The 12,147-nt window shown below is 64.4% G+C and carries 11 protein-coding genes; 6 read left to right on the top strand and 5 right to left on the bottom strand.

Annotated elements, in window-relative coordinates:
- Nucleotides 1-9: 9 nt before the first annotated feature.
- Complete coding sequence (locus tag ASG25_RS10240) at nucleotides 10-537, top strand: Pycsar system effector family protein (protein ID WP_062474456.1); 528 nt, start codon at nucleotides 10-12, stop codon at nucleotides 535-537.
- 48 nt (nucleotides 538-585) lie between these two features.
- Here ASG25_RS10240 and ASG25_RS10235 read toward each other — a convergent pair whose 3' ends face one another.
- The gene (locus ASG25_RS10235; protein ID WP_062473123.1) at nucleotides 586-1,701 is read right to left on the bottom strand and encodes an aldo/keto reductase; all 1,116 of its coding nucleotides are present in this window, start codon (nucleotides 1,699-1,701) and stop codon (nucleotides 586-588) included.
- A 96-nt stretch (nucleotides 1,702-1,797) separates the two neighbouring features.
- Here ASG25_RS10235 and ASG25_RS10230 point away from each other — a divergent pair, with 96 nt between their 5' ends.
- Together ASG25_RS10230 and ASG25_RS10225 are read left to right on the top strand one after the other, a co-directional pair.
- Nucleotides 1,798-2,688 carry a LysR family transcriptional regulator gene (locus ASG25_RS10230; RefSeq protein WP_062473121.1) on the top strand — a complete coding sequence of 297 codons (891 nt, stop codon included), beginning with the start codon at nucleotides 1,798-1,800 and terminating at the stop codon, nucleotides 2,686-2,688.
- Between the two features lie 159 nt (nucleotides 2,689-2,847).
- Nucleotides 2,848-3,489, top strand: a complete 642-nt coding sequence (locus ASG25_RS10225) for a hypothetical protein (RefSeq protein ID WP_062473119.1) — start codon at nucleotides 2,848-2,850, stop codon at nucleotides 3,487-3,489.
- Nucleotides 3,490-3,580: 91 nt separating this feature from the next.
- On the opposite strand, the gene ASG25_RS10220 is transcribed toward ASG25_RS10225, so the two are convergent.
- On the bottom strand, nucleotides 3,581-5,392 hold the full coding sequence (locus ASG25_RS10220; RefSeq protein WP_156379730.1) for a glycoside hydrolase family 15 protein: 1,812 nt from the start codon (nucleotides 5,390-5,392) through the stop codon (nucleotides 3,581-3,583).
- Complete coding sequence (locus tag ASG25_RS10215) at nucleotides 5,385-6,197, bottom strand: SDR family oxidoreductase (RefSeq protein ID WP_062473115.1); 813 nt, start codon at nucleotides 6,195-6,197, stop codon at nucleotides 5,385-5,387. Before ASG25_RS10215 ends, ASG25_RS10220 begins: the two co-directional genes overlap by 8 nt.
- Before the next feature lie 355 nt (nucleotides 6,198-6,552).
- Here ASG25_RS10215 and ASG25_RS10210 point away from each other — a divergent pair, with 355 nt between their 5' ends.
- Nucleotides 6,553-7,665, top strand: coding sequence for a VWA domain-containing protein (locus ASG25_RS10210; RefSeq protein WP_156379729.1), 1,113 nt, complete (start codon nucleotides 6,553-6,555; stop codon nucleotides 7,663-7,665).
- Between the two features lie 208 nt (nucleotides 7,666-7,873).
- On the top strand, nucleotides 7,874-9,112 hold the full coding sequence (serA, locus tag ASG25_RS10205; protein ID WP_062473111.1) for a phosphoglycerate dehydrogenase: 1,239 nt from the start codon (nucleotides 7,874-7,876) through the stop codon (nucleotides 9,110-9,112).
- A 205-nt stretch (nucleotides 9,113-9,317) separates the two neighbouring features.
- Here serA and ASG25_RS10200 read toward each other — a convergent pair whose 3' ends face one another.
- Nucleotides 9,318-10,022 carry an anti-sigma factor gene (locus ASG25_RS10200; protein ID WP_062473108.1) on the bottom strand — a complete coding sequence of 235 codons (705 nt, stop codon included), beginning with the start codon at nucleotides 10,020-10,022 and terminating at the stop codon, nucleotides 9,318-9,320.
- Nucleotides 10,019-10,570 carry a sigma-70 family RNA polymerase sigma factor gene (locus ASG25_RS10195; protein WP_062473106.1) on the bottom strand — a complete coding sequence of 184 codons (552 nt, stop codon included), beginning with the start codon at nucleotides 10,568-10,570 and terminating at the stop codon, nucleotides 10,019-10,021. The genes ASG25_RS10200 and ASG25_RS10195 overlap by 4 nt, the downstream gene beginning before the upstream one ends.
- 201 nt (nucleotides 10,571-10,771) lie before the next feature.
- Here ASG25_RS10195 and ASG25_RS10190 point away from each other — a divergent pair, with 201 nt between their 5' ends.
- Nucleotides 10,772-11,557 (top strand): DUF4394 domain-containing protein, encoded by a 786-nt coding sequence (locus ASG25_RS10190; RefSeq protein WP_062473104.1) that lies wholly within the window; start codon nucleotides 10,772-10,774, stop codon nucleotides 11,555-11,557.
- Nucleotides 11,558-12,147: the final 590 nt, after the last annotated feature.

Here is a 12,147-nt window from a genome sequence, read left to right as displayed (position 1 = left end):
GCAGACGGCATGTATGATGCACGCACCGAGGCGCGGACAGTGGAGAGCGCATTGGCCGACAAGGAGTATTTTGATCACATCAAGACTGTGAACGAAATTTTCTACGACCAGATCAAGATCTCCGACCAGAAAGCCGCCTACATCTTTACGTTCATGCTGGCTTTTCTGATTTCGTCGAGCGATGGTCGTGGGGTCTTCTCCGCCACCCGCTACATCCCGTTTCGGATCGAGACTGCGCTTCCCTCGGCAATACTTGCCGTATCGACCATCTTCTCGATCATCTGCGCCATCATGGTCATCCTGCCGCGCCGCGCGGCCAAGACCACGACGCTGTTCTGGGGCGGATGGGCACAGCACAAGGACGCGTTCAGCACGGCGGCGGTCGCGCGTGACGTCAATTACCTGTTCCGCCAATATATCGACAATGTCGATGTCCTCTCGGTGATTGCCCAGAGCAAGTATCGCTTTGTCACGCTGGCCTTTCGCGGCCTTGTCGTTGCGGTGGTCAGCTACGTGTTGTTGCTCGCCGCCTCCTGAAGACGGCGACCTTGTCTCGTCGGGCGCGGGATCCCGCGCCCCTGCGGTTCACGAACGGGGCCAGGCCTCGACCGTCTCTCCTCCGAAAATCCGCTCCGTCGGCATGGCGAAGATGAAGTACGGATTGAGCATCGGCAGGGCTGTTGCCTGGTCCAACCGCAGACGCTGTGCGTCATCCAGCACAATATCGAGCGACGCGACGTTCTGCGCGAGCTGTTCGACCCGGCTGGCGCCGATCAGCACCGAGGAGACGCCCGGACGTCCCGACACCCAGGCAAGGGCGACCTCTGCCGGAGAGCGGCCGATCTCGTGCGCAACCATCGTCACCGTGTCGACGATATCGAAGTTTCTCTCGGTAAACAGCATGCCGCCGAACGGATTGTCGCCGTTCAGCCGACCGTCGCTCGCGGTGGCCTCTGCCCCCTCCGTCGCATTCGCCGCCCTGTCGGGCATCCGGACAGCCCGCCCGGCATCGGCAAGCTTGTCGCGCCCGTATTTGCCGGTCAGGAGACCGGCGGCAAGCGGGCTCCACGGCACCAGGCCGAGACCGAACGCCTCGCCCGCCGGGAGCAGGTCGAGCTCGACACCCCGGTCGATCAGCGAATAGGCATATTGCAGGCCGATCGGCCTCGGGAGCCCGTGGGCCTGCGCCAGGGTCGCGATCTTCGCCACGTACCAGGCCGGCGTGTTGGAGAATCCGTAATGCAGGATCTTTCCGGACCGGACGGCGTCGGTCAGCGTCTGCAACACCTCTTCGGCTGGCGTGGTCCGGTCCCAGACATGCATCCAGTACAGATCGATGTAATCCGTTCCGAGGCGCTGCAGCGATCCTTCGATGCCGAGCCGAATGTTCTTTGCACCATTGCCGCCCCAGAGCGGCGTCCCCTGCGCACGGGAAAAGCCGGATTTCGTGGCAATCACCAGCCGGTCCCGCAGGCCGCTTGCTGCGAGGAAACGTCCCAGCATCTCCTCGCTCTGCCCGCCCGAGTACACGTCCGCGGTGTCGAGAAAATTGCCGCCGGCCGCGACATAGGCGTCAAACAGCGCGCGGGATGTCGCCTCGCCGGCGCCCCAGCGTTCTGCGCCGAAGGTCATCGTGCCCAGGGCCAGCGGGCTGACGATCAGCCCCGATTGCCCCAGTGTGCGATAGTGGGTGAGGTCCATGCCTGTTCTCCTTCATCCTGTCGTCGCCACTCTACCTGTTTCGCCACGGGGAATTAGGGGTTGCCCGCCGCATGAACTTGTGAGCACGCTGCAGCAATGGAGCGACATCAACTCAACGATCTCCTGGCCTTCGCGGCCGTCGCGCGGGAGCGCAGCTTTACCCGCGCCGCGTCGAGGCTGGGCATGTCGGCCTCGGCCCTCAGCCATGCCATGCGCGGACTGGAGGAACGGCTCGGCGTGCGGCTCCTGGCGCGCACCACGCGCAGCGTCGCGCCGACCGAGGCGGGCGCGCGCCTGCTGCAAGCGCTCAATCCGGCGTTTGCGGATATCGAGGACGGGCTGAGCGCGCTGGCGGAATGGCGGGACGAACCGTCCGGGACCGTCCGGATCACCACCTTCGCCTATGCGGCGAAGCGGGTGTTGGTGCCGAAGCTCCCGGGCTTCCTGCTTGCCCATCCGGGTGTCCACGTCGAGGTCAACATCGAGGACGGGCTGACCGATATCGTCGCCGCAGGCTTCGACGCGGGGATCCGGTTCGGGGAGACCGTCGAGAAGGACATGATCGCGGTCCGGCTCGGGCCCGACCTCAGGACCGTCGTCGTCGGGACGCCCGGCTATTTCGAACGCGTGCCGCCGCCTCAGACGCCCTATGACCTCGACCGGCATGCCTGCATCGGATACCGCCTGACGACATCCGGCGGTCTGCTCCCCTGGGAGTTCGAGAAGGACGGCAAGGACATCAAGGTCCGTACCAGCGGACCGCTCGTGGCCAATGACGGCGATCTCGCGGCCGCCGCCGTGCGCGCCGGCGCCGGGCTCGGCTATATCATGGAGCAGGATGTCGTCGACGACATCGCGTCGGGTGCCCTTGTGCAGGTCCTGGCCGACTGGTGCCCGACGTTCCCCGGGTTTCACCTCTACCATCCGAGCCGGCGGCAATCTCCCCCCGCACTCCGCGCCCTGATGGCCGCCCTGCGATCGGGATAGGCCGATGAAGCGGGGCTCGGTGCTCAAAGCCACGCCCTCCCCGCCTCCGCCTCCGTCTCCTTCGCCGAAAGCCGGATCGTCCGGACGCAATCGACCGCGGTCTCGTCGATCGTGCCCCCCGGCGTTGACGGGACCGGGCCGGAGACCCATGTCATCGCCATGTCGAAACGCGAAAAAGACGACGTCGAACTGCTGAAGACCTGGACATTGCCATCGGCAGCAACACTCGGGTCGTCGGTCCGGGCGAAGGGCATCCTTCTGGAAATGCGGGCACGACTGCCGGCCTCGTCGCGGAAACTGCTCGTTCTCGAGGCCGGGGAGCTTGTCCTCGCCATGCCGGCAACGGCAAAAAGCGAGTTCAATGCGGCCGCCACCCTGGTTTCCGCCGCGATGACGGGCATCGAGAGCCTTCCCGTCATTCCGCGGGAGATCGAGGATATTCTCACGATCAAATCCGGCGAGCGCCATCGCTGGCTTGCCGATGGGCGCCTTCCCAGCGCCGGCACGAGAACGGTCCGGCTGGCGGGCCGTGCCAAGAAGATCACCTTTCATGTTTTCGATCCCCGGATCGTCGAAGACCTCCTGAACAGCGGTCAGGTCGATGCGTGGCGCGAGGACGATGCGGCAGCGGCGGCCGAAAACCGTCGCCGGGCGGCCTACAAGGCGAAGCTCACCCGCTCGTTGCGAAAAGGCGCCGGGCCAAGGGACGCCGCCGTCGACGGAGGCGCCTCGCCGCGGGATGAGGCTGTCGCCCCCCTGGACGACTGGGAGGCATTCGGACGCGACGGCCTCTTGCGCTGACCTCCCGCCGTGTCCGGCCCTCGCGTGACGGGCAACTTGTCGCGTGACGGGCAACCAGATCGGCGGACGCCTCGGGATTACGGCGACGTCATCATGGCTGCCAGTTGGGGCGATGCGACGGATCAAGGCGGCGATCCGTGAAGAAGGCGGCACTGATAAAGGCGAGATGCGTCAGCGCCTGCGGAAAATTGCCCAACTGATGGCCGCGCACGTCCTGCTCCTCGGCAAAGAGGCCGAGCGTGTTGGCGTAGCGCATGCCCTTGGCGAGCGTCAGCTGCGCCTCGTCGATCCGTCCGGCACGCGCCAGGCATTCGGCATACCAGAAGGTGCAGGTGGTAAAGGCGCCCTCCTCTCCCTCCAGCCCGTCCGTCGTGCGATAGCGGTAGACGAGCCCGTCATCGCAGAGATGCGCGCCGATGGCATCGAGCGTCTGCAGCCAGACCGGATCGGTCGATGAAACGAAGCGGACGAGCGGCATCATCAGGAGGGCGGCATCGAGTTCCCGACCGCCGCGCTCCTGCACGAAATAGCCGTGCTCGGGATGGCGGAAGTTTTCCCAGACATCGGCGTGGATGGCGTCGCGGCATTCTGCCCAGCGCACGATCGGCGCCGGCAGCGAACGCTTCTTCGCAAGACGGATCGCGCGGTCGAGCGCGACCCAGCACATCACACGCGAATGCAGGAAATGGCGCGGCTGCGACCGCATTTCCCAAATGCCGGCGTCCGGCGTCTGCCAATGCTCGATGACATAGTCGACAATGTCGCGGACATGCTGCCAGCCTTTATGGCTGATCGCCTCGCCGTATTTGTTGGAGAGATAGACGCTGTCCATCAGCTCGCCGAAAATGTCGAGCTGGGTCTGGACGTTCGCGCCATTGCCGATGCGCACCGGCCGGCTGTCTGCATAGCCGGCGAGATGATCCAGCTCTTCTTCGTCGCGGGCCTCCGACCCGTCGAGCGCATACATGATGCGCAGGGGATGATCCGCATCGGACGCCATGACGCGCTGGCCCGCCCACCGGCCAAAGTGCTGTGCCTCTTCGAGAAAGCCGAGCCGCATGAAGGCGTAGACGGTAAAGGAGGCGTCGCGGATCCAGGTGGCGCGATAATCCCAGTTCCGCCCGGCCCCGACGGCCTCGGGCAGCGAAAACGTCGCCGCGGCAGCGATCGAGCCATGCTGTCGGGAGGTGAGGAGCTTCAGGGCGAGGGCGGAACGCAGGACCTGTTCGCGCCACCGGCCCCGATAGGTCGACTTGCCGGCCCAGCTTCGCCAGGCGCCCGTCGTTTCCACGATTTCGTCCGATATCCGCGCATCGTCGGACAATGTCAGGTCGTCGCCGCCAAGGGTGAACCAGGCCGTCTCGCCGGCCGAAAGCGTGAAGGTGGCGACGGCGGCGCCCTCGGCACAGGTGAGGGGCACCGAGGCGAAGAGCCGCATCGTGAGATCGTCCGTCGTGAACGCGACACCGCCCTCGATTTCGGCGGTTTGGGGGATGGCGCGGGCATAATCGAAACGAGGCGCGCATCGGGTCGTGAACGACACCCGTCCCCGGGTCACCGTGATGCGGCGAAGGATGCAGCGGGCGGTCCTGCCGGGGTGAACGCGGGCATCCGGATGCGGCATGAGGTCCATCACCTCTGCGCTCCCGCCATCCGCCATCCACCGGGTGATCAGAACATTCGTCTCGGGCACATAGAGTTGCAGCGTGCGGGGATCGTGCAGCTGCGGCGTCATCGTAAATGCGCCGCCCTTCTCCGCATCGAGAAGCTCCGCAAAGACCGTCGGGCTGTCGAGCGCCGGCCAGCAGAGATAGTCGAGCGTTCCGTCCCGGGCGATCAGGGCCGCCGTTTCCATGTCGCCCACGATGCCGTGCTGGCTGATGGCCCGGTTCGGCCTAACCATTGTCGCGGAACTCCGGATAGAGCGACATGCCGCCATCGACAAAGAGCGTCGTGCCCGTGACATAGTCCGCCTCGTCGGAGGCGAGCCATACGGCGGCGCGCGCAACGTCGTCGGGTTCCCCGATCCGCCCATAGGGGATCAGCCGGAGAAGTTTGGTCAGCGCTGCGTCGGTCTCCCAGGCATCCTTGTTGATCGGCGTGCGGATGGCGCCCGGGGCGATCGCATTGACCCGGATGCCGTCGGCAGCCACTTCCTGCGCCAGGGACCGCGTCAGCATGCGCACGCCGCCCTTGGCGGAGGCATAGTTGACGTGGCCGGCCCAGGGGATGATCTCGTGTACGGAACTCATGGCGATGATGCTGCCGGCGCTGCGGGCCGGCCGGCCATCCCGGGCCTGCGTCCTGAAGCGGCGCACCGCTTCGCGCGCGCAGAGGAACTGCCCCGTCAGGTTGATGTCGATGACGGTGTTCCAGTCCTCGAGCGAAAGGTCGGCGATGGCCGCATCCTTCTGGACGCCGGAATTCGACACGAGCACGTCCACCCGGCCAAAAGCATCGACGGTCTCATCGAAAAGCCTGACGACATCGTCTTCGCGCGAGACGTCGGCCTGCACCGCCCGCGCCCGTCCGCCTGCGCTCTTGATCCTTGCAACCAACTCTTCGGCCGGCTGCTCGTGGGAGCGGTAGTTGACGATGACGGCCGCACCGGCCTGCGCCATGGCCTCGGCAACCGCGATCCCGATGCCGGAACTGGCGCCGGTGACGATGGCCACATGGTTTCGGAGACTTTGGTGTTGAGATGTCATGGCATGCTCTCTTTGCGTTTACGCTGACCCGATTGTTCGACCGACACTGCCGATGCGCATGCCGCAAGGCGTTCGGCGCCATGACCAGATAGGGTCCGTTCGTCGATAAGGAAGGACGGGAGAAGAGGGTTGGCTCGCGCAGCCGCGACGGGGATCGGACGTGGCATGGTCCGCTTAAAATCAGTCGGGCGCTTCAGCCGCGCAACCGCGCGCTCGCCAGACCTGGCTAGGGACCAGACCTGGCTAGGGAGAAGTCGCGGTCTCGCCTTCACGGAAAATTCACAGTCTCTCTCAACGGTTCCGAGACGGGTCATTGGTAAGTTGCAGCTTATCGTAACATCAGCGGTCCTTGATCATGCTCCATCTCGTCTCAGCAGCCATTCGCTCCTTTTTCTGTGCAACCTCCGGCAATATCGGCATTATGGCCGCCATGATCATGCCCGTCGCCCTCGGCGCCGGGGGCGTGTCCATCGATGCATCGAACATCATGTGGGCCAAGAGCACGCTGCAGAACGCGACGGACGCGGCGGCGCTTGCCGCGGCATCGGGACTTGCGAACGAACACATGTCGGTCGACGAAGCAAAGAGGCAGGCCAGAGTGTTCCTGTCGACGCGCATGATCGGCGCCGTCGAGGCCCTCTCGTCCACGGGCAGCGAGGCCCGGCTCGGCTCCCCCGACGTGACGATCGCCAGTGAATCGACCGGGGTCGGGACGGGCAAGCGGTTTGTGGTGTCGGTCAAGTCCGACTTTGCGGTTCCGCTGACGCCCTTGAGCCGGATCCTCGGCGCTACCGACATGACCGTTCATGCGGAAAGCGAGTCCAAGGGACAAACGGCGACCGAGAGTTCCCTCTCGATGTTCCTCGTCCTCGACAAGTCCGGATCGATGAACGAGGCGACGAACAAGAAGGGGGTGAACAAGCTCCAGTCTCTGAAGCTTGCCGTCGAAGGATTGCTGGCGCAGCTCACGAAGGCCGATCCCAACGGAAAATATGTGAGGACGGCGGCGATCGCCTACAACAACAAGGAAGATGCTCCGAGCGGGCTCAGCTGGGATGAGGGTGTCACCCTGGCCTATGTCAAGAAGCTGGCCTCCGGCGGCTCCACGGATTCGAGCGGCGCGATGAAGACCGCCTATGCGGCCCTGACCGGTCCGGCGGAAACCGCGGAGCACGTCGCCATGACGGGTCTCACGCCGAAGCGATTTCTGGTGCTGATGACGGATGGCGACAACACGGCAGCCAAGAACGACACCGATACCAAGGCGGTCTGCGACAAGGCCCGCTCGACGCAGACGACGGTCTATACGGTCGCCTTCATGGCGCCGGCGAAGGGCAAGTCGCTGCTCTCGTCCTGCGCGACGACGTCGGCAAACTTCTTCCAGGCGGAAGACGCGGATGCCCTGATCGCAGCGTTCGCGTCGATCGGGCGCGATGCGTCGATGCTGGCGGTGCGCTTGACGAAGTAGCGCCCTCGCCGCGCTGATCCCGGCCGGGAACGGACGTCCTGTGAATAAGATCGTCCGCCTGCCTCGCCTTTCCCGGTCAAAACGTGCACATGGGCAGCTCGTGGTGTCTTGAAGTTTTCGTCGGATGGTCGCAAAGCGTTGGCGACATGCGTCGTCACGGCGAGCAAACGACATCACCGGTTCCCATACGGAAAGCGAAGGTCAACCCATGCCCCTCCAGCTCTCTCTCGCCCGCGATCGGATCTCCGTGCTTCTGCTGGAAGGCATCAGCCGAAGCGCCGTCGATTACTTCACCTCGTGCGGCTACACCAATCTCGTGCACCTGCCGAAAGCGCTCGATGATGCGGACCTCAAGGCCCATATTGCCGATGCGCATATCATCGGCATCCGCTCGCGCACGCAGTTGACGGAGGAGATCTTCGAGTCCGCCAAGAAGCTGATTGCCGTCGGCTGCTTTTCCGTCGGCACGAACCAGGTCGATCTGGACGCGGCCCGTCGCCGCGGGATCCCAGTCTTCAACGCGCCATATTCCAACACGCGCTCCGTGGCCGAACTTGTGATCGGCGAGATCATCATGCTGACGCGGCGGATCTTTCCGCGCTCGGCGTCGGCGCACGAGGGGGGATGGGACAAGTCGGCCGCCGGCAGCCACGAAGTCCGCGGCAAGACCCTCGGGATCGTCGGCTACGGCAATATCGGCTCGCAGTTGAGCGCCCTGGCCGAAAGCATGGGCATGGTGGTCCGCTATTTCGATCTTTCCGACCGGCTGCGCCGCGGCAATTCGGAATCCATGGCATCGCTCGGCGAGCTTCTCGAGATTTCGGACTATGTGACGATGCACGTCCCGGAGACGGCGTCGACGCACAACATGATCACCGAGACCGAACTGCGTCGCATGAAGAAGGGCGCCATCTTCATCAACAACGCCCGCGGCACCGTGGTCGATCTCGACGCGCTGGCGACGGTGCTGAAGGAAGGTCATCTGGCAGGGGCCGCAGTCGACGTGTTTCCCAAGGAGCCGGCGTCCAACAAGGAGCGGTTCGAAAGCCCGCTCCAGGGCCTGGACAATGTGATTCTGACGCCGCATGTCGGCGGCTCGACCGAGGAGGCGCAGGAGCGCATCGGCGGAGAAGTCGCCCGAAAGCTGGTCGAATATTCCGATATTGGTTCGACGATGGGCGCCGTGAACTTTCCGCAGGTTCAGCTGCCCGAGCGTCCGAACGGCACGCGCTTCATCCATGTCCACGAGAACCGCCCCGGCATGCTCATCCGGCTGAACGAGATCTTCTCGTCGCGCGGGGTCAACATCACGGCCGAGTTTCTGCAGACCCACGGCGACACCGGTTACGTGGTCATCGAGGTCGAGGGCGTGACCCAGGCGCCCGACGACATCCTGCAGGTGCTGCGCGCGGTGCCGGGAACGATCCGGACACGCTTGCTCTACTGAGGCATGCTCTGCCGAGGCCTGCTTTGCCAAGGAATGCGGGCACGGCCGATCGGATGCCGATAGGTCCCCGACCGACCGGCCGACCAGCCGATGCGCGCGCGTCACCGTGGCGTGGTTTCCTGCGCACGCCCGACGGTTCCTCGCCACCCCGTGCAGGCTTTGCGGCAGATCTCCGGGCGCGCGCCGCCAGGCGGCAAACCCGCCCTCACCGTGGGATCTTGGCAAAGCCCTTTGCAAGGATCACGCCTGTCGGCCTGCCGGTGGGGGATCCGCCGGCCGGCTCCAGCGTCAGCTCGTAGAGCTGGCTGTCGTGGGGCTCGGGAAGGGCCGGCCCGTCCAGTCGGGCGGAGCGCGCGTCGTCGATCCGCCCGAGGGAGACCGGGCCGCGCGCGGGCGACGGCAGGGTCCAGACCTCGATCGTCTTGCCCTCGGGAACGGCGACGTCCGCCAGAAGCCGGACGGCTGCCGTCTTGTTGCCGAAATCCTCCACGATCGCCTTGATGTCGCCGGCCTCGTTGACGAGCACAGCCACGACCAGAGGCTCGACGGTGCGCATCAGGCTGAACGTCAGCGCCACGGCGAGCACGACGGCCGCCGCCGTGGCCGCCAGCGCCGTCGCCCGCCAACCGCCTGCCCTGTTGTCATTCGCGGTCGCCGTGGGTGAGACCTTACGTTCTGCACGTTGCGCCGGCAGACCGTCTTCGATGCGCCTCCAGAGCGCGTCGCCGACGATGGCGGCTTCGGCCGTTTCGTCCAGCGGCAGAAAGCGCTCCCGACTGGCGGCGATCGCGGCTCTGAGTTCGGGGTCACGGTCCATCTCGGCCTCGATGCGCAGCATATCCGCCGCATCCAGAAGGCCCAGAACATATTCGTCGGCGACGACGCCGATCTCCACCGGGTTTCCCGTCATGCCATGCACTCCCGCAATGCGGAGAGCCCACGCCGGATCCAGGACTTCGTCGTGCCCAGCGGGATCCGGAGCCGGCCGGCGATCTCGCCATGGGAATAACCGCCGATATAGGCCATGAGGATGCCGCGCCGCTTGTTTTCCTCGAGCGCGCCCAGACAGTCGCGAAGACGCGAGGTGTGGTCGAGCCGATGCCAGGCCGCCATGACATGATCCACCTGATCGCGCTCCTGTAGCTGCTCGACATCCGCGACCGAGTATTCCCGGCGACCGTCGCGCAGCAGGTTGAGAGCGCGGTTGCGCACGATGGCATAGATCCAGCCGCGGGCCGAGCCGCGATCCGGCTGGTACTGATGAGCCTGCGTCCAGATGCGGATGAAGCTTTCCTGGACCACCTCTTCGGCAAGGTCGCGGCGGCGCACGATACGTTCGGCAATCGTCACCAGACGCCCGCCCTCGCGATCGAAGATGCGGCGCAACGCGGCGCGGTCACCCGTCGCGCAGGCGGCGAGTGCCGTCGTCAGATCGTCCGGCGGTGCACCTTTCGACATCAAGACCCTTTTTCCTTCGTTGCGCCGTCGGCGCGCTCCTGCCCCACTCTACCCGCCGCCGCGCAGATTGGATGCGGCCTGGAATTATTTTTCACATCGCTGCATCCAGACGGGCCGTCTCCCGTGTCTTCAGGACAGGAAGCATCGCCGAGAACGCGCCGGTGCCTTCCCAAATGGATCAACACACGGGAGAATTCCACAATGACCGTACGCTTCGCCTTGATCGCCTCCACGCTACTGGCTGCCGGCACTGGCAACGTGATTGCCGCGCCGGTCCTCGGTCTGACCGGCGACAAGACCCTCGTCCTGTTCGACACGGACACGCCCGCCGTCACGAAACGCATGGATGTCACCGGCGTCGACAGGCTGGTCGGTATCGATTTCCGCCCGGGAAACACGTCTATCATTGGCGTCACGCCGGACAGCGAGATCGTCTCGATCAATCTCGAGACGGGCGCGGCAACGCCGGTCGCCACGATGGACAAGAAGCTGGCGATGACGACGGCGCCCGTCATCGTCGATTTCAACCCGATGGCCGACCGTCTGCGTTTCATGACCGGCACCACCAACCACCGGGTCCACCCGGAGACCGGTGCCGTCACGGTCGATGGCACGCTCGCCTACGAGGAGGGCGACATGCACAAGGGCGAAACGCCCGACATCGTCGCTGCGGCCTATACAAATTCGATCGGCAAGCCGGAGAAGACGGCGATGTACAACATCGATGCGACGATCGGTGGGCTGATCCAGCAGACAAAGCCGAATGACGGCAGCTTGAAGGCGATCGGCAAGCTCGGTTTGAAGGACAAGCCGGCCACCTATGCCTTCGATATCCAGGGCATGGACAATGGCGGCAACGCCGCCTATCTCGCCGCCGGCAAGACGCTCTACACCGTCAACCTTGAGACCGGCGCGGCGACGGAAGTCGGCCCGATCACGGACCTCGACGGCGATCTGCGCGACATCGCCATTCTGCCGGCCTTGTAAAAACCCCGGGCCGGGATCGTCCCGACAGGCCTGGATGCGGCCGCGCCTGCGGCCGCATTCTTGGTGTTATGGACCAAGGGCGGGTGTTGTTGTTACCACTATCTGTAATAGCGGACGCTGGACGATTTACCCTGAAGCGCTTGCTGACCTTGGCAAATTCGTCGATTGGTGTTCTGCGCCTGTTCACGAGCGCCTCGTAGGCCGGATCGCATACGCCATAGAGGAAGTTTCCGATTTTGCTTCCGAGCTTCGCTTCAACAGTCTCGCGCTTGTAAGTAACCACGACATATGCCGCCGCGGTAACGAAGAACAGTCCAACGGCAGCGATTATCATCATGATGCGAACCGCGTACCTAACGATGAGCGCTATTTTTTTAAGAAGCTTCAACATAATTGGTTGGCCACCAAATTGTCCTGTCGCCCATCCTAAACAAGGGAACGTCAACGTCGAATTTAAACTTCATACATATCCTACGTCCGCTCCGGGCCGATAACGGCCTTGGCCGCTGTAACACACTCGCATAATTCACGCGCTGTTAGTAATTTTTTTGCTCAAAATGAGATGTACATGACCACGCAACTCAGCATCA

This window comes from Rhizobium sp. Leaf384, from assembly GCF_001424065.1.
GTDB lineage: Bacteria > Pseudomonadota > Alphaproteobacteria > Rhizobiales > Rhizobiaceae > Ferranicluibacter.
This window is presented reverse-complemented; position numbering and strand designations above follow the sequence as displayed.

What these genes read in the sequence shown, in the direction of transcription:
- ASG25_RS10240 (WP_062474456.1), top strand. Translation starts at nt 10, where the DNA reads ATGTATGATGCACGCACCGAGGCGCGGACAGTGGAGAGCGCATTGGCC.
- ASG25_RS10235 (WP_062473123.1), bottom strand. Translation starts at nt 1,701, where the DNA reads ATGGACCTCACCCACTATCGCACACTGGGGCAATCGGGGCTGATCGTC.
- ASG25_RS10230 (WP_062473121.1), top strand. Translation starts at nt 1,798, where the DNA reads ATGGAGCGACATCAACTCAACGATCTCCTGGCCTTCGCGGCCGTCGCG.
- ASG25_RS10225 (WP_062473119.1), top strand. Translation starts at nt 2,848, where the DNA reads ATGTCGAAACGCGAAAAAGACGACGTCGAACTGCTGAAGACCTGGACA.
- ASG25_RS10220 (WP_156379730.1), bottom strand. Translation starts at nt 5,392, where the DNA reads ATGGTTAGGCCGAACCGGGCCATCAGCCAGCACGGCATCGTGGGCGAC.
- ASG25_RS10215 (WP_062473115.1), bottom strand. Translation starts at nt 6,197, where the DNA reads ATGACATCTCAACACCAAAGTCTCCGAAACCATGTGGCCATCGTCACC.
- ASG25_RS10210 (WP_156379729.1), top strand. Translation starts at nt 6,553, where the DNA reads ATGCTCCATCTCGTCTCAGCAGCCATTCGCTCCTTTTTCTGTGCAACC.
- serA (WP_062473111.1), top strand. Translation starts at nt 7,874, where the DNA reads ATGCCCCTCCAGCTCTCTCTCGCCCGCGATCGGATCTCCGTGCTTCTG.
- ASG25_RS10200 (WP_062473108.1), bottom strand. Translation starts at nt 10,022, where the DNA reads ATGACGGGAAACCCGGTGGAGATCGGCGTCGTCGCCGACGAATATGTT.
- ASG25_RS10195 (WP_062473106.1), bottom strand. Translation starts at nt 10,570, where the DNA reads ATGTCGAAAGGTGCACCGCCGGACGATCTGACGACGGCACTCGCCGCC.
- ASG25_RS10190 (WP_062473104.1), top strand. Translation starts at nt 10,772, where the DNA reads ATGACCGTACGCTTCGCCTTGATCGCCTCCACGCTACTGGCTGCCGGC.